Annotated in this window: 14 protein-coding genes; 3 read left to right on the top strand and 11 right to left on the bottom strand. The window is 72.9% G+C overall.

Features of this window, described 5'->3' with window-relative positions:
- Positions 1–15: 15 nt before the first annotated feature.
- From proB to Q5530_RS15270, 6 genes are all read right to left on the bottom strand, one after another.
- Positions 16–1,146 (bottom strand): glutamate 5-kinase, encoded by a 1,131-nt coding sequence (gene proB, locus Q5530_RS15245; protein WP_415362854.1) that lies wholly within the window; start codon positions 1,144–1,146, stop codon positions 16–18.
- Positions 1,143–2,615 carry a GTPase ObgE gene (gene obgE, locus Q5530_RS15250; protein ID WP_415362855.1) on the bottom strand — a complete coding sequence of 491 codons (1,473 nt, stop codon included), beginning with the start codon at positions 2,613–2,615 and terminating at the stop codon, positions 1,143–1,145. Before obgE ends, proB begins: the two co-directional genes overlap by 4 nt.
- Positions 2,616–2,710: 95 nt before the next feature.
- Complete coding sequence (rpmA, locus tag Q5530_RS15255; protein WP_380636770.1) at positions 2,711–2,971, bottom strand: 50S ribosomal protein L27; 261 nt, start codon at positions 2,969–2,971, stop codon at positions 2,711–2,713.
- A gap of 14 nt (positions 2,972–2,985) precedes the next feature.
- On the bottom strand, positions 2,986–3,300 hold the full coding sequence (gene rplU / locus Q5530_RS15260; RefSeq protein ID WP_344036671.1) for a 50S ribosomal protein L21: 315 nt from the start codon (positions 3,298–3,300) through the stop codon (positions 2,986–2,988).
- Positions 3,301–3,583: 283 nt separating this feature from the next.
- Complete coding sequence (locus Q5530_RS15265) at positions 3,584–6,601, bottom strand: translation initiation factor IF-2 N-terminal domain-containing protein (protein WP_415362857.1); 3,018 nt, start codon at positions 6,599–6,601, stop codon at positions 3,584–3,586.
- A 191-nt stretch (positions 6,602–6,792) separates the two neighbouring features.
- Complete coding sequence (locus tag Q5530_RS15270; RefSeq protein WP_380636775.1) at positions 6,793–7,527, bottom strand: TIGR03936 family radical SAM-associated protein; 735 nt, start codon at positions 7,525–7,527, stop codon at positions 6,793–6,795.
- A 239-nt stretch (positions 7,528–7,766) separates the two neighbouring features.
- On the opposite strand from Q5530_RS15270, the gene Q5530_RS15275 reads away from it, so the two are divergent.
- Positions 7,767–9,242 carry a S8 family peptidase gene (locus Q5530_RS15275; RefSeq protein ID WP_380636778.1) on the top strand — a complete coding sequence of 492 codons (1,476 nt, stop codon included), beginning with the start codon at positions 7,767–7,769 and terminating at the stop codon, positions 9,240–9,242.
- A 43-nt stretch (positions 9,243–9,285) separates the two neighbouring features.
- On the opposite strand, the gene Q5530_RS15280 is transcribed toward Q5530_RS15275, so the two are convergent.
- The 4 genes from Q5530_RS15280 to Q5530_RS15295 are packed head-to-tail and all read right to left on the bottom strand — an operon-like array spanning position 9,286 to position 13,841.
- A complete protein-coding gene (locus tag Q5530_RS15280) occupies positions 9,286–11,250 on the bottom strand; it encodes a TIGR03960 family B12-binding radical SAM protein (protein ID WP_415362859.1) in 1,965 nt (654 codons plus the stop codon).
- 45 nt (positions 11,251–11,295) lie between these two features.
- A complete protein-coding gene (locus tag Q5530_RS15285) occupies positions 11,296–12,132 on the bottom strand; it encodes an ABC transporter permease (RefSeq protein ID WP_415362860.1) in 837 nt (278 codons plus the stop codon).
- Entirely contained in the window at positions 12,129–12,905 is a 777-nt protein-coding gene (locus Q5530_RS15290; RefSeq protein ID WP_415362862.1) for an ABC transporter permease, read from the bottom strand. Before Q5530_RS15290 ends, Q5530_RS15285 begins: the two co-directional genes overlap by 4 nt.
- A gap of 15 nt (positions 12,906–12,920) precedes the next feature.
- Complete coding sequence (locus tag Q5530_RS15295; RefSeq protein WP_415362863.1) at positions 12,921–13,841, bottom strand: ABC transporter ATP-binding protein; 921 nt, start codon at positions 13,839–13,841, stop codon at positions 12,921–12,923.
- A 674-nt stretch (positions 13,842–14,515) separates the two neighbouring features.
- Between Q5530_RS15295 and Q5530_RS15300 the strand changes: the two genes are divergently transcribed.
- Entirely contained in the window at positions 14,516–15,391 is an 876-nt protein-coding gene (locus Q5530_RS15300) for a hypothetical protein (protein ID WP_415362864.1), read from the top strand.
- Between the two features lie 52 nt (positions 15,392–15,443).
- Here the strand turns inward: Q5530_RS15300 and ndk are convergent, their stop codons facing one another.
- A complete protein-coding gene (gene ndk, locus Q5530_RS15305; RefSeq protein WP_380636787.1) occupies positions 15,444–15,854 on the bottom strand; it encodes a nucleoside-diphosphate kinase in 411 nt (136 codons plus the stop codon).
- 73 nt (positions 15,855–15,927) lie between these two features.
- Between ndk and Q5530_RS15310 the strand changes: the two genes are divergently transcribed.
- Positions 15,928–16,548 (top strand): hypothetical protein, encoded by a 621-nt coding sequence (locus Q5530_RS15310; RefSeq protein WP_415362865.1) that lies wholly within the window; start codon positions 15,928–15,930, stop codon positions 16,546–16,548.
- Positions 16,549–16,570 lie beyond the last annotated feature (22 nt).

The following is a 16,570-nucleotide window of genomic DNA, read 5'->3' on the forward strand; positions in this document are numbered from 1 at the left end:
ACCTCTGCCGGGGGCCTACGACCGCAGCGGAACCAGGTCGTCCGCGTGCACGACCTCGCGGCGCTGCTCCGCGGGCAGGTCGGCGCTCTTGCGACCGATCAGGCCGGGCAGTTCCGCGGCGTCGAAGGCCACCACGCCGCGTGCCACCACGTGCCCCGACGGGTCGACCAGCTCGACCACGTCACCGGCCTCGAACGCGCCGTCCACGTCGGTGATGCCCGCCGCGAGCAGCGACCGCCGGCGGCCGACGACCGCGGCCACCGCGCCGTCGTCCAGCCGCAGCCTGCCGGTGGCGTCGGCCGCGTGCCCCAGCCAGAAGCGGCGCGCGGACAGCCGGGGGCCGGTCACCGCGAACGCCGTGCCGACGTCCGCGGCGCTCAGCGCCCGTGTGGCGTCGGTCGCGCCCGCCAGCAGCACGGGGATGCCCGCCGAGGCCGCCAGGCGGGCTGCCGCGAGCTTGGACGCCATCCCGCCGGTGCCCAGGCCGGAGGCGCCGGCCGAACCTGCCCGGACGCCGTCCACGTCGGCCGGGCCGGTCACCTCGGTGACGCGCTGGGCGCCCGGCCGGCGCGGGTCGCCGTCGTAGAGGGCGTCGACGTCGGAGAGGAGGTACAGGGCGTCCGCGCCCACCAGGTGGGCCACCAGGGCGGCCAGCCGGTCGTTGTCGCCGAACCGGATCTCCTCGGTGGCGACGGTGTCGTTCTCGTTGACCACCGGCACCGCGCCCAGCGCCAGCAGCCGGGAGAACGTGCGCTGGGCGTTGCGGTAGTGCGCCCGCCGCACCACGTCGTCCGCGGTCAGCAGGACCTGGCCGACGGTCAGCGAGTAGCGCCCGAACGAGTTCGCGTACGCGTGCGCCAGCGCGAGCTGGCCGACGCTCGCCGCCGCCTGCTGCGTGGCCAGGTCACGGGGCCGCCGGGTGACGCCCAGGGGGGCCAGGCCCGCCGCGATGGCGCCGGAGGACACCAGCACCACCTGGCTGCCCGCCGCGCGGCGAGCCGCCACGGCGTCTACCAGCGCGTCCAGCCGCGACCGGTCCAGGCCGCCCTCGGCGGTGGTCAGCGACGACGACCCGACCTTCACCACGACCCGGGCCGCCGCCGAGACGGCCTGCCTGGCGGGTGACGACGTCGTCGAGGCGATCACTCGTCGTCCTCTTCCTGTTCGTCTTCGTCGTCGAACTCGTCGTAGACGCCGGGCAGGCGGCGGGCCTTCTTCGCCGCCAACCGCTCGGACGCGCCGACGCGCGTGTTCTGCTCCAGCCGCGCGTCGGTGCCGCGGCCGGTCATGGTCATGGCGATGCCGGCGGGCGTGGTCGGCTCCCAGTCGAACACCAGGTCGCCGATGGTGACCTGGCAGCCCGGTTCGGCGCCCATCTTGACCAGCACCTCCTCGACACCGAGGCGGGCCAGCCGGTCGGCGAGGTAGCCGACGGCCTCGTCGTTGTTGAAGTCGGTCTGCCGGATCCAGCGCTCGGGCCGCTCGCCGCGCACGATGAAGCCGCCCGGCGTGGTCGGGTCCTCCACCACGGTGAAGCCCGCGTCGTCCAGGGCCTTGGGGCGCAGCACGATCCGCGTCGACTCCTGCTTCGGGCGCGACGCCCGGTACTCCTCCACGATCCGCGCCAGCGCGAACGTCAGCTCGCGCAGGCCCTCGCGGCTGGCCGTGGACACCTCGAACACCGGCAGGCCGCGCGCCTCGACGTCCGGGCGCACCAGCTCGGCCAGTTCCTTGGCCTCCGGCACGTCGATCTTGTTCAGCACCACGACGCGCGGCCGGTCGGCCAGGTCGTCGGCCAGCGACGGCGTGTACTGGGCCAACTCGGACTCCAGCGCGTCGATGTCCGACAGCGGGTCGCGGTCCGGCTCGTAGGTCGCGCAGTCCACCACGTGCACCAGCACGGCGCAGCGCTCGATGTGGCGCAGGAAGTCCAGGCCCAGGCCCTTGCCCTCGGCCGCGCCGGGGATCAGGCCGGGCACGTCGGCCATGGTGAACACGGTCTCGCCGCCGGTGATCACGCCGAGGTTCGGCACCAGCGTGGTGAACGGGTAGTCGGCGATCTTCGGCTTGGCCGCGGACAGCACCGAGATCAGCGACGACTTGCCCGCCGACGGGAAGCCCAGCAGGCCCACGTCCGCGACGGACTTCAGCTCCAGCACCAGGTCGCGCGCCTCGCCCGGTTCACCCAGGAGGGCGAAACCGGGGGCCTTGCGGGCCTTGGACGCCAGCGAGGCGTTGCCGAGACCACCGCGACCACCCTGGGCGGCGATCAGCCGGGTGCCCTCGCCGACGAGGTCCGCGACCAGCTCGCCCTCGGGCGTGAGCACCACCGTGCCGTCGGGCACGCGCAGTTCGAGGTCGGCGCCGTTCGCGCCGTCGCGGTTGGCGCCCTGCCCGCCCTTGCCGCTGCCGGCCGAGGCGTTGGGGCGGAAGTGGAAGTCGAGCAGCGTGTGCACCTGCGAGTCGACGACCAGCACGACGTCGCCGCCCCTGCCGCCGTTGCCCCCGTCCGGACCGCCCAGCGGCTTGAACTTCTCGCGGTGCACGGAGGCGACGCCGTCGCCCCCGTCACCTGCGGCGGCGTGGATGACGACCCGGTCGACGAAGCGGGACACGGGTACTTCCTTTCAGCTGAAAGCAAACGAAACGAGGGGCGGGAGCCGGAGTGCACCGGTCCCGCCCCTCGTCGAGGCTCGTGCGGCCGTGGAGGTCAGGCGACCCCGGCCGGAACGATGTTGACGGTCTTGCGACCGCGCTTGACGCCGAACTCGACCGCACCGGGGGTCAGGGCGAACAGCGTGTCGTCCTTGCCGCGGCCGACGTTCACGCCGGGGTGGAACTTGGTGCCGCGCTGGCGGATCAGGATCTCGCCGGCCTTGACGACCTGACCACCGAACCGCTTGACCCCGAGGTACTGGGGGTTCGAGTCACGGCCGTTGCGGGAGCTGGATGCGCCCTTCTTGTGTGCCATGGCTAGTCAGATCCTCACTTACCGGTGATGCCGGTGACCTCGACGCGGGTCAGCTTCTGGCGGTGACCCTGGCGCTTGTGGTAGCCGGTCTTGTTCTTGAACTTGTGGATGCGGATCTTGGGACCCTTGGTCTGCTCGACGACCTTGCCGGTCACCGAGAACTTCGCCAGGGCGTCGGCGTCGGAAGTGACGTCGGAACCGTCCACAACGAGGAGCGGCGCCGCGAAGGTGATCTCGGAGTCGGGCTCGCCTTCGAGCTTCTCGACCTCGATGACGTCGCCGACAGCCACCTTGTACTGCTTGCCGCCGGTCTTGACGATCGCGTACATCGGGACGGAAGTCTCCTGCTACTCGACGGGACGGGACGCGCGCGCCTGAGCCGCACTGAGCGAGCGGGCTGGGCTTCACGCGACAGGGCCCACCGGATGGCGGGCCGCGTATCAGGTTACGTGGCGGTGGTGAGCGGGGTCAAACCGGGGTGGGTAGACCGGGTTTTCCCTGCTCAGAGCGTTGCGCCGGAGCTGCCCGGGAGCACCGCAGGGACGGGGTCCGTTGCGCCGGAGCTGCCTCGGGGGGCCACCGCGTACGCGGTGGCCCCCCGAGGCGGAACGCTCAGGCTTCCTTGACCCCACCCAGCGGCGGACCGGCCGGACGGGAGGCGGCACGCCGCGGGGCGCGTCGACGACCGGCCGTCACGGGGGGCGCGGCGTCCGGGGCGTGGCCGTTGAGCGGCTGCTCCGGGACCTGGACCTCCGGGGTGGTCCCGGCGGGCCGCTCCTCGATCGCCCTGGGCTGCTCAGCCGCCTTGGGCTGCTCGACGGCCTTGGGCTGCTCGACGGCCTTGGGCTGCTCGACGGCGGGGGCCTCGGTGGCCCGCTTCCGCGACGACCGCCCGGACCGCGACGACCTCCCGGTCGTGGGCTGCGCCTGGTCCTCGGAGACCGGGTCGGCAGGAGCCTGGACAGCCGGGGCCTGCGCGGCGGGAGCCTGCACGGCAGGCGCCTGGTCCGCAGAAACCTGACCAGCGGGAGCTCGGTCGGCAGGAGCCTGCACAGCGGGGGCCTGACCGGCAGGAACCTGACCGGCGGGAACCTGGTCAGCGGCCTGATCGGTCTCGGCGGCGTGCTCCGAACCGTGCTTGACCACGGCACCGGCCTCCCGGCGGGCCCGGCGGCGCTGGCGGCGCTCGCGCTTGGGCGCCTCGGGGGCGGACTCCTCCTCGATCACGGCGGCCAGGGGCTCGTCCGAGGTGGACGGCTCCGTCGCCTGCGGCTCCCCGACGGGGGCCGGGGTGGGCTCGGTCACCGGCTGCGGGACCTCGACCACGGGCTCGGCCACCGGCTCGACGACCTCGGCGGACTTGCCGCGGCGCGACTTGCGGCCACCGCCCTGCTGCTGGGCCTGACCACCGCCGTTACCACCGCTGTTGCCGCTACCACCGTTGCCGTTGCCACCGCTGTTGCCACCGCCACCGCCGCCACCACCGCCGTGGGAGTGGACCTGGTCGGTCGTCACGATCACGCCACGCCCGCGGCAGTGCTCGCAGGTCGCCGAGAACGCCTCCAGCAGGCCCGTGCCGACCCGCTTCCTGGTCATCTGCACCAGGCCCAGCGACGTCACCTCGGCCACCTGGTGGCGGGTCCGGTCGCGGCCCAGGCACTCGGTCAGCCGGCGCAGCACCAGGTCGCGGTTCGACTCCAGCACCATGTCGATGAAGTCGATGACGATGATGCCGCCGACGTCGCGCAGCCGGAGCTGGCGGACGATTTCCTCGGCCGCCTCCAGGTTGTTGCGCGTCACCGTCTCTTCGAGATTTCCACCCGATCCGGTGAACTTGCCGGTGTTCACGTCGATGACCGTCATCGCCTCGGTGCGGTCGATGACCAGGTAGCCGCCCGAGGGCAGCCAGACCTTGCGGTCCAGGGCCTTGAGCAGCTGCTCGTCGATGCGGTACTCGACGAACGCGTCGTTGTTGCCCACGTGCCGGCGCAACCGTTCCTGCAGGTCGGGGGCGACGTGGCGCACGTAGCCGTCGATGGTGTCCCAGGCGTCCGAGCCCTGGACCACGAGCGTGGAGAAGTCCTCGGTGAACAGGTCGCGCACGACCTTGACCAGCAGGTCCGGCTCCTCGTAGAGCAGCTGCGGCGCCTGGGCCTTGGGCGTGCCCGCCTTGTCCTTGATGACCTGCCACTGGGCCTGGAGGCGGGTCACGTCGCGGCCCAGCTCCTCCTCGGCGATGCCCTCCGAGGCGGTGCGGATGATGACACCGGCGTCCTCGGGGACGACGCGCTTGAGGATGTCCTTGAGGCGCTTGCGCTCGTTGTCGGGCAGCTTGCGGCTGATGCCGGTGGCGCCGCCGCCGGGCACGTACACCAGGAAGCGGCCGGGCAGGCTGATCTGCGTGGTCAGCCGGGCGCCCTTGTGGCCGACCGGGTCCTTGGTGACCTGCACCAGCACGCTGTCGCCGGTGGACAGGGCCTGCTCGATCTTGCGGGCCTTGCCCTCCAGGCCGGCCGCGTCCCAGTCGACCTCGCCCGCGTAGAGCACCGCGTTGCGGCCCCGGCCGATGTCGATGAACGCCGCCTCCATCGAGGGCAGCACGTTCTGCACCCGGCCGAGGTAGACGTTGCCGACCAGCGAGCCGGAGCCCGCCGAGGTGACGAAGTGCTCGACCAGGACGCCGTCCTCCAGCACGCCGATCTGCGTGCGGTCGCCGCGCTCGCGCACCACCATCGTGCGCTCCACGGCCTCGCGGCGGGCCAGGAACTCGGCCTCGGACAGCACCGGGGCGCGGCGGCGGCCGGCCTCGCGGCCGTCCCGGCGGCGCTGGCGCTTGGCCTCCAGCCGGGTGGAGCCGCGGACGCTGCGCACCTCGCTCTGCGCGGCCTCGGAGTCGGCCTTGTCGTCGCGGGCGTCCCGCGTCTCGCGGACGTGCACGACCGTGTTCGGCGGGTCGTCCTCGCCCGGCGCGGCCTCGTCCTCCACACCGGTCTTGCGGCGACGGCGGCGGCGGCGCCGGCGGCTGGAACCGCCCTCGTCGTCGTCGGCGGCGGGCTCCTCGGCCTCGGCCTCGACCTCGGGGGCCTCGGCGGCCTCCTCCGAGCCCGGCTCGTCGTCGTGCTCGTCGCCCACGCCCTTGCCGCGGCCACGACCACGACGGCCACGACGGCGGCGGCGACGGCCCTCGCCCTCGTCACCGGCGTCGTCGTCGTGCTCGTCGACGTCGTGCTCGGCGTCGTCCTCCTCGACCGCGGGCGGCTCGACCACCGGGGGCGCCGGCGGCAGGAACACCGCCGACGGTGGCGCGAACAGCGGGGCCAGCGGCGCCACCTCGCGGGCGATCACCACCGGTTCCTCGGTCTGTTCGTCGACCTCGCCGGTGACGATGTCGTCCCAGTTCAGCAGGCTCTCGGCCACCTTGAGCGCCAGGTCCCGGCCCACGCTCGACTGGGGACTGCGCACCGGTTCGCCGAGGTCGGCCAAGGCCGCCAGGACGTCCTTGCTGCTCGCGTTGAGCAGCTTCGCCAGCGCGTGCACCCGGAGCTTGGCCGGGAGTTCCGACAGGTCGGGGCGCACAGGTGTGGCGTTACCCCCGCCGGCGCCGCCGGCGGGCTTTTCCGTGTTCGACAAAGCAGCTCCTCCGCCCCCGGGCGCGTCTCGACCGACGCGGCCGCGCAGGGGCCTCTCTCGTCACTCACCGCCGCGGCTGGCGGCGGGAATCCTTGCCTCGCGCTGTGGCGCTCGCTGTGGGGCGCGCGGGCACAGCAGGTCGACTGCGACTCTTCCTCGACGACGCAGTCAGCGCCGCTCCGGCTGCCCGGTCAGACCTCCTCCGCCACCCTGTCCAGGGCCAGCGGGTCGACCAGGCCGCCTTCATCGTCGAGCCGCCCCTGCGCCATCCGGGTCGCCTTCGCGGGCACCGGCGGAACCAGGTCGGCGACGACTCTGAGCGCGCTCAGCACGTCATCGGGTCGGACGGTAGGCGTTGTCTGCCGTACGACCGTCATGAGTATCCCACACGGTTGTGACAAATCCCCGGCATCGTGTCCCGCGTCGCTCGAATGCACCTCTACCTGGGCCGACACGAGGGCGGGCCGCACGTCGAGGACCCGGCGCCCGTCCTTGGTCAACCGCTCGACCTCGACGGACGGCGCGGCGAGCAGCGCGGCCACCGCTTCGGTCAACCGTTCGGGCGACACGCCGGGCAGCTCCAGCCGCCAGGCGCCGGCGTCGATGCGCTCGGGCAGGTTGCCGCCCGCCGACTCGACCACCTCCAGCACGTCCAGCCCCGGCGGCAGCACGGCGTCGAGCACGTCGCGCAGCGCGTCGGGGTCCAACCGCTCCACGACCTGGACCTCGACGTACTCGGCCTCGCTGGCCACGCCGGTCGGCGCCGCGCCCACCCAGGACACCTTCGGGTGAGGGCTGAAGCCCTGGGAGTACGCCATGGGCACGCCGGCCCGGCGCAGGGCCCGCTCGAAGGTGCGGGCGATGTCGCGGTGCGAGGTGAACCGCAACCGGCCGCGCTTGGCGTAGCGCAGCCGGAGCCTCTGCACGGGCGCGGCCGACGGGTTGGGCTGCTGCTGGCGGCTCAGTGCGACTCCTCCTGGGTACCCGGGTGGTGCCCGTTCGGGGGTGAGCACCCCAACGGTCCACGTTCCTGCTCCACGAGGACGGTACCTTGGACGCGTTCGACACCGTTGACCTTGTCTGCCCCGCGCAGCCTGACTACCGTCCGGCGACAGCGGTCACACCGGCCGGCCGGTCGAGCCGGTCCGAGTCATGGAGGTCCACAGTGCCTCTGCTCCGCCGCGTCCGAGCGGTCGCGATCAGCGCGGCGCTGCTCGCGACGGGCAGCCTCGCGGTCACCGCGAGCGCCCAGGCCGCCCCCGAGGGGGCGCCGCCGCCCGTCGACTGCGTCGAGCACGGCTCCCCGCTCCGCTACCTGGTCGTCTTCGAGCCCGGCACCAGCGCGCCGCTGGCCGAGGCCCGGATCGGCGGCGCGTGCGGCGCGGCCACCGCCTACTACCCGGAGATCGCGGTCGCGGTGGCGGTCTCGCCCGATCCCGGCTTCGGCGACCGGGTCGGCCCCGGCCGGGCCTACAGCGCGCAGCTCGACGGCCTGTCCAAGCGGACCGGCGCGCCCGCCCGCAAGAAGGACGACGAGGTCACGGGCCCGCGCACGGCCGAGGGCGCGGTGGACCGCACGGCCGAGCAGTGGGACATGGACCTCATCCGGGCCGCCGAGGCGCACGCGGTGAGCACCGGCAGCCGGGACGTGGTGGTCGGCGTGCTCGACTCGGGCATCGACCCGACCCACCCGGACCTGGTCGGCGCGCTGGACCCGGAGCTGTCCGCGGGCTGCACCACGGGCGCGGCCGACCCGGCGCGGGCGTCCTGGTCGCCCACGACGTCCGCGCACGGCACGCACGTGGCGGGCGTCATCGCGGCGGCCGACGACGGCCTGGGCACCACGGGCGTGGCGCCGGGCGTGCGGATCGCGTCGGTGAAGGTCGTGGACGATGACGGGTTCATCTACCCCGAGTACGCGGTGTGCGGGTTCATGTGGGCCGCCGAGCGGGGCATGACCATCACCAACAACAGCTACTTCATCGACCCCTGGGTGTTCACCTGCCAGGACAAGGCGGGCCAGGCGGTGGTCTACGAGGCGGTGCGGCGCGCGGTCGAGCACGCCACCGCGCGCGGCGTGCTGACCGTGGCGGCGGCGGGCAACTCGGCGGCCGACCTGACCAAACCCTCCCTGGACGCCCAGAGCCCCACCAACGCGGCGACCGAGGACGTCAAGCCGCGGCCGGTGGACAGCTCCTGCCTGGTGCTGCCCGCGCAGCTGCGCAACGTGGTGGCGGTGTCCTCGGTGGGCGCGGACCAGGTCAAGGCCGGGTACAGCTCCTACGGCCTGGGCGCGGTGGACGTGACCGCGCCGGGCGGCGACCGCAGGCAGCCGCCCGACGACGGCCGGAACGGGTGCGTGCTGTCGACCGTGCCCGCGGGCTACGACTACTCGTGCGGCACGTCGATGGCCGCGCCGCACGTGTCCGGGGTGGCCGCGCTGCTGGCGTCCAAGCACCCCCGGGCCGACGTGCCGGAGCTGAACCGGATGCTCAACCAGCAGGCGGAGACGCTGCCGTGCCCGGCCGACTACGACCTCAACGGCACCGGCGCGCAGGACGCCTACTGCACCGGCTACTCCGAGTACAACGGCTTCTACGGCCACGGCATGGTGGACGCGCTGGCGGCGGTCCAGGGGTAGTTCTCCGCGGTCCCGGGGCCCCCGAGGGAGCCCCGGGACGGGGTCAGTGCTTGGACAGCGCCGGGTTGCGCACCGGCGAGCCCTTGCCCACCGGCGAGATCGGCAGCAGCGCGCGGCCGGTCGGGCCCACCTCGATGTCGGTGCCCATGGCCGGGCACACGCCGCAGTCGAAGCACGGCGTCCAGCGGCAGTCGTCCTGCTCCCGCTCGTCCAGCGCGTCCTGCCAGTCGGCCCAGAGCCACTCCTTGTCCAGGCCGGAGTCGAGGTGGTCCCAGGGCAGGACCTCCAGCTCCTCGCGCTCCCGGGTGGTGAACCAGGCCAGGTCCACGCCCAGCGGCTCCAGCTCGGCCGCCGCCGCGTCCACCCACCGCTGGTAGGAGAAGTGCTCGGACCAGCCGTCGAACCGGCCGCCCTCGCGCCACACCCGCTCGATGACGTGGCCGATGCGCCGGTCGCCGCGCGAGAGCAGGCCCTCGATCAGCGACGGCTTGCCGTCGTGGTAGCGCATACCGATGTTGCGGCCCAGCGAGCGGTCCGAGTTCACCGCCTCGCGCAGCTTGCGCAGGCGGTCGTCCACCGTGTCGGGGTCGCACTGGGACGCCCACTGGAACGGGGTGTGCGGCTTGGGCACGAACCCGCCGATGGAGATCGTGCAGCGGACGTCCTTGCGGCCGGACACCTCGCGCCCCGCGCGGATGACGTTCTTCGCCATCTCCGCGATCTGGAGCACGTCGTCGTCGGTCTCGGTGGGCAGGCCGCACATGAAGTACAGCTTCACCTGCCGCCAGCCGGCCCCGAACGCGGCGCTGACCGTGCGGATCAGGTCCTCCTCGGACACCATCTTGTTGATCACGCGCCGGATGCGCTCGCTGCCGCCCTCGGGGGCGAAGGTCAGGCCCGAGCGGCGGCCGTTGCGGGACAGCTCGTTGGCCAGGTCGATGTTGAACGCGTCCACGCGCGTCGACGGCAGCGACAGGCTGGTGTTGGTGCCCTCGTAGCGGTCGGCCAGGGCCTTGGTGACCTCGGCGATCTCCGAGTGGTCCGCGCTGGACAGCGACAGCAGGCCGACCTCCTCGAAGCCGGTCGCCTCCAGGCCGCGCTGCACCATCGCGCCGATGCCCTCGATGGAGCGCTCCCGCACCGGTCGGGTGATCATGCCCGCCTGGCAGAACCGGCAGCCGCGGGTGCAGCCGCGGAAGATCTCCACGCTCATCCGCTCGTGGACGCTCTCCGCCAGCGGCACCAGCGGCTGCTTCGGGTACGGCCACGCGTCGAGGTCCATCGTGGTGCGCTTGAACACCCGGTAGGGCACGCGCTCGCGGTTGGGCACCACGCGCTGGATGCGGCCGTCAGGCAGGTACTCCACGTCGTAGAACCGGGGCACGTACACGCCGCCGGTCTCGGCGAGCCTGGTCAGGACCTCGTCGCGCCCGCCGGGGCGCCCCTCGGCCTTCCAGCGCCGGACGATGTCGGTGATCTCCAGGACGGCTTCCTCGCCGTCGCCGAGCACGGCCGCGTCCACGAACGCGGAGATGGGCTCCGGGTTGAACGCGGCGTGCCCGCCGGCCACCACGATCGGGTGGTCTTCGGTGCGGTCGGCGGCGTGGAGCGGGATGCCCGCGAGGTCGAGGGCGTTGAGCAGGTTCGTGTAGCCCAGCTCGGTGGAGAAGCTGACGCCGAACAGGTCGAACGCGCCGACCGGGCGGTGCCCGTCCACGGTGAACTGCGGCACGCCGTGCTCGCGCATCAGCGCTTCCAGGTCGGGCCAGACCGCGTAGGTCCGCTCGGCCAGCACGTCCGGCTGCTCGTTGAGCACCTCGTACAGGATCATGACGCCCTGGTTGGGCAGCCCGACCTCGTAGGCGTCGGGGTACATCAGGGTCCACCGCACGGCGGCGGCGTCCCAGTCCTTGACGGTCGCGTTGAGCTCCCCGCCGACGTACTGCACCGGCTTGGACACCCTGGGCAGCAGCGGTTCCAGGGCGGGGAAGACCGACTCGACGCTCACGCCGTCCAGGGTAACCGGTGGCCCCGGCGCCCTCGGCCGCCCCGCTCAGGTCAGCAGCAGCCTCCCCAGCCGGCGCGCCGCCACGGCCACCCCGACGATGGCCATCACCACGAAGTAGGCGGCGTGGCCCAGGTCGTCCCAGCCGACATAACCGGTGGTCAGGCCCCTGAGCAGCTCGATCGCGTGGTAGAGCGGCGTGCACCGGACCACGGCCTGCAACCAGCCCGGGTACACCGACAGGGGGTAGAACGTGGTCGAGAACAGGAACAGCGGCAGCACGGCCAGCTGGACCAGGTCGAAGTCCTGCCAGGAGCGCATGAAGGTGGCCGCGGCCATGCCCACGGCGGCGAACGCCAGCGCGACCAGCAGGCACACCGGCAGCGCGAGCAGCGCCCACGGCGAGTCGACCAGGCCGAACGCGAGCATCACACCGAGGAAGCCCGCCGAGTACAGGCCGCCGCGCAGCAGGCACCACAGGGCCTCGCCGACCGCGATGTCGACCGGGCCCATCGGGGTGGCCAGCACCGCGTCGTAGACCTTCGCGTACTTGAACTTGAAGAACAGGCCGAACGTGGCGTCGTACACCGCGCCGTTCATCGCCGAGGCCGCGAGCAGGGCTGGCGCGACGAACGCGGCGTAGTCGACCGGCCCGGCCGGGCCCTGGACGGTGGCCACGAGCTGCCCGAAGCCGAAGCCGAGGGACAGCAGGAAGAACAGCGGCTCGAAGAAGCCGGAGACCACCGCCAGCCACGCCCGCCGGTTGACCAGGTAGGAGCGCTCGACCAGGGCGTGCGGGCGCCCCGCGTACAGGCCGGGCGGGACGACGCGGAGCAGCAGGCCGCCGCGGGCCCGCGGCTCGACGGGGTCGAGGGTGCGGGTCATGCGGTGAGCCTCCGGTGGAAGAGGTGACGGCCCAGGACGACGCCCGCGACCACCAGCGCGACCAGGTAGGCGACGTGGCCGAGGGCGGGCAGCGCGCCGAGGGTGCCGAACGCGGCGCCGCGGGCCAGTTCGATGCCGTGCCACACCGGGGTGACCCAGGCGAGCGGGTGCAGCCAGGCGGGCAGCTGGTCCAGCGGGAAGAACGCGCCGGTGAACAGGGTCATCGGCATCAGCACGAACCGGAAGAGGGCGTTGAACGAGTCCGGCTTCTCCCGGGTCGCGGTGAAGGCGACCACGGGCGCGCTGAACGCCATGCCCGCCAGCACCGCGAACGGCACCGCGAGCACGGCGGAGGGGCTGGTGACCGCGCCCAGCGCGGCGGCGACGCCGAGGAACACGGCGGTGCCGGCGGCCAGGCGCAACGCGATCCACAGCAGCTGCCCGTAGAGCACCTGCGCGGGCGTGACCGGGGTGGAGACCACGCCGAAGAAGGTCTTCTGCCACTTGAACGACGACAGCACCGCGTAGGTGGACTCGAACATGGCGCTCTGCGCGGCGGAGAGCACGAGCAGCGCCGGCGCGAGGAAGACGACGTACGGGTGGCCGCCGGTGGCCTCGCCCACCCGGACCTGCGAGCCGAAGCCCAGGCCCATGGCGAGCAGCATCAGCACCGGTTGCAGGAAGTTCGAGACGGCCGTGGCCCGCCAGTTGCGGCGGTACCAGGTCCAGTGGTTCTCCACCGCGATCAGCGCGGCGCGGAACAAGCCCAGCACTCGTGGTTCCACCGGTCAGTCCACCAGCGTCCGGCCGGTGAGGCGCAGGAACACGTCCTCCAGGCTGCTGCGGCGCACCAGGCTCGACACCGGCCGCACGCCCCGCGCGTGGGCCGCGGCCAGCGCCGCCTCGCCGTCGGCGGTGTAGAGCAGCACGCGGTCGGGCAGCACCTCCACCCGCTCGGCCAGGTCGCGCACCTCGGTGGCGCTCTGCTCGCCCGGCGCGAAGCGCAGCTCCAGCACCTCGCGGGTGGAGTGGCGCCGGATCAGCTCGGCGGGCGCCCCCTCGTCCGCGATCCGGCCGCCGTCCATCACCACCAGCCGGTCGCACAGCTGCTCGGCCTCGTCCATGTAGTGGGTGGTGATGATCAGCGTGACGCCGGACTGCTTGAGCCGGAACAGCCGGTCCCACAGCAGGTGGCGGGCCTGCGGGTCGAGGCCCGTGGTGGGTTCGTCGAGCAGCAGCAGCTCCGGGTCGTTGACCAGGGAGCGGGCGATCGTCAGCCGCCGCTTCATACCGCCGGACAGCGGCTCCACCTCGGCGTCGGCGCGGTCGGTGAGCTGGGCGAACCCCATCAGCTCCACGGCCTTCTCGCGCACCGCGCTGCGGCTGAGCCCGAAGTAGCGGCCGTAGACCTCCAGGTTCTGCCGGACGGTCAGCTCGGCGTCGAGGTTGTCCTGCTGGGGCACGACGCCGAGGCGGGCGCGGATCCGCGGGCCGTCGGTGTCCGGGTCCAGGCCGAGGACCCTCAGCTCGCCGCCGGTGCGCGGGGAGACGCAGGAGATCATGCGCATGGTGGAGGACTTGCCGGCGCCGTTGGGGCCGAGGAAGCCGAACGCCTCGCCCTTGCGCACCTCCACGTCGATCCCGCGGACGGCTTCGAACGTGCCGAAGTGCTTGGTCAGCGCCTTGGCCTCGACGAGGGTGGTGGTCACGCGATCACGGTAGCGGCGGGGTACGACAGGCACCGAGTCGTTTTGGCGCGGGTGGTGGCGGGCAGGTCGGTGCGACCGGCCCCGGAATTACTTCGAACAAATACCGCAGAACTGCGGTTTCGCCGACCGGGGTGAACCGGGAGTCGGAACGGAATCCACTCGGCTACAGTCCTGCTTTCGAGTTCTGTCGAGCCTCAAGCGCAGAAGAGAAGATCGATGAGAATCGCGTTGCCGATGGCGCTCATGGCGACCGTGGTGGTCTTGACCAATTGTTCGCCACTGCGGACCGAGGACATCCCGCACCCCGTCCCCGGAACGATTCCCGCGACGGGTTCCGCGCCGGTCCCGCCGACCGCGCTCTCGCCGACGCCCGGCCCGGCACAGCGCTCGGCGGCACCTCAACCGCCACCGGGCCATCCGTCCGCGGCGCCGTCCGCCGACCGGCCCCTTCCGACCCCGCCCACCACCACGACCGCTCCTCCGCCGACCGCCACGACCACGGCCACCCCGGTGACGCCGAACCCGGCCCACCCGGCCCCTGGCGGCTGGGAGCCCTCGCGGCGACCGGTGCGGGAACCGTTCTGGACCAATGACGATTCTCCTGCGGCACCCTCGCCCACCTCGACGGCGACCACCGAGCCGGGTCGGCCGACCGGCACCCCGTGGCGGCCGGCGTGAGCGAACCAGGCCCGCCGCCGAAGGGCCCGTGGCACCTGGTGGCCGCGGTGCTGGCGTACACCGGTGTCATCGCGGTGCTGCTCTACCACCTGGGGTGGTCCCGCGCCGCCGCCACCGCCTGGTACTTCGGCGTGGACCCCAGCGTGGTCGGTTTCGTGCCGCTGGACTACCTGCTGCGCAGCCCCAACTCGGCGGTCGCCGCCGTGCTGGTCATGGCATTGCTCCTCATGGCCGCCCTGACCACGCACCACAGACTCGTCCGACGACTTCACGCGCTCCGCGGCAGGCCCCGGCACAACGCCCTGCGGGCACTCGTCGCTGTTCGCCGGACCGCGTTGTGCGCGACGGCCGCCGTGGTGGTCGGCTGGCTGTGTTACGCCGAATTGGCCGACGCGGTGAAACCATTCCTCTCACCCGCGCTGTTCCTGTGCGCGGCGACCGCCGCCTACACCTCCGCGCTGCTGCCCCGGTTCGACCCGGTCTGGGCGGAGCACCACGCCGCCGCGTCGACCGGTCACCGGTTGATGTCGTTCGCCCTCATCGGGATCTGTTTCGCGGGCGCGGTGAACACCGCGGCCTGGTACGCGGACCTCGTCGGCCGCCAAGCGGCCGAGGAGGTGGCGGCCGGGCTCGACCGGTGGCCGAACGTCGTCGTGGTGAGCGCCCACCGGCTCGCCGTCGAGGATCCGAGCGTGTCGTGCGCGCGGATCGACGACGCGGACGAGAAGTTCCGCCACCGGTGCACGGGACTGCGATTGATCATGCGCAACGGGCGCGGCGAGTGGTTGCTCGTCCCGGCGGGGTGGCAACCGGGCCGGGGCCGCGTCCTCGTGCAGAAGGACGGCGCCGACATCCGGGTGGAGATGGGCTAGGTGCGCCGACGGCCCGGGACCCCTCGGGGTCCCGGGCCGTCGGAAAGGCGGCTCAGAGGTTCGGGAACCAGAGCTTGACCTCGCGCTCGGCCGACTCCGGCGAGTCCGAGCCGTGGACCAGGTTGAACTGGACCTCCAGCCCGAAGTCGCCCCGGATGGTGCCCGGCGTGGCCTTCTCCACCGGGTCCGTGCCGCCCGCCAGCTGGCGGAACGCCGGGATCGCCCGCGTGCCCTCGACGACCAGCGCGACCAGCGGACCGCCGGTGATGAACTCCACCAGGTCGTTGTAGAACGGCTTGCCGTCGTGCTCGGCGTAGTGCTGCTCGGCCGTCGCGCGGTCCACGACGCGCAGCTCCAGGGCGGCCAGCTTGAGGCCCTTGCGCTCGATGCGGGAGATGACCTCGCCGACCAGGCCGCGGCTGACGCCGTCGGGCTTGACCAGGACCAGGGTGCGCTCGCTCACGGCGGTCGATACTCCTTCGTGGGGGGTCGTGCAACTGCGGCCAAGGGTAGCCGGGGCTGCCACAGTGTCCGCCGTGACCACCGAGAAGCCCCACCTGGCGCCCGCCGTCACGGTGGGCGCCGTGGTGTTCGTGCTGCTGCGCCTGCTCGCGGTGGCGCACTACGACTGGCACGTGGCGTTCGCGCTGCTGCACACGCTGGACCTGGAGGACGCGCCGGGGCTGTTCCTGGGGACGTTCATGGCCGACTCGCGCATCAGCAGCGCGCTGCTGGTGCTGGTGCTGCCGTTGACGGTCTTCTACGCCGTCGGCACGAAGTCGCGCACGGCGCCGTTGGCGGTGGCGGTGCTGGTGGCGTTCCTGGTCGCGCACGTGCTGACCTACCACCGCTGGTGGGTGCCGGTGGCCGCGGTGGTGCTGACCGTCGTGCTGGTGCTGCTCAGGCGGTGGTCGGGCGCGGTGTTCGTGCTGCGGCGGTTCGGCTGGGTGGTGGGGGCGGTGGCGCTGGTCGTGGCGGCCGTCGTGGCGACGCCGTGGGTGCCGCGCGAGCGCGTGGAGACCACCGACGGGACCTTCGAGGCCTACGTGGTGGAGACCAGTCCCGGGTTCCTCAAAGTGCTCGGCGCGCAGGAGCGGGGGTTCCGCATCCTGCGCGCCGAGGACGTCCGGTCACGCGTCGAGCTCGCCGACCACTGACCGGCGCCGGGAGAGCGCCGAT

Origin of the sequence: Saccharothrix sp. BKS2, from assembly GCF_047689505.1 — a bacterium.
In the GTDB taxonomy this organism is placed as follows: Bacteria; Actinomycetota; Actinomycetes; order Mycobacteriales; family Pseudonocardiaceae; genus Actinosynnema; species Actinosynnema lopnurensis.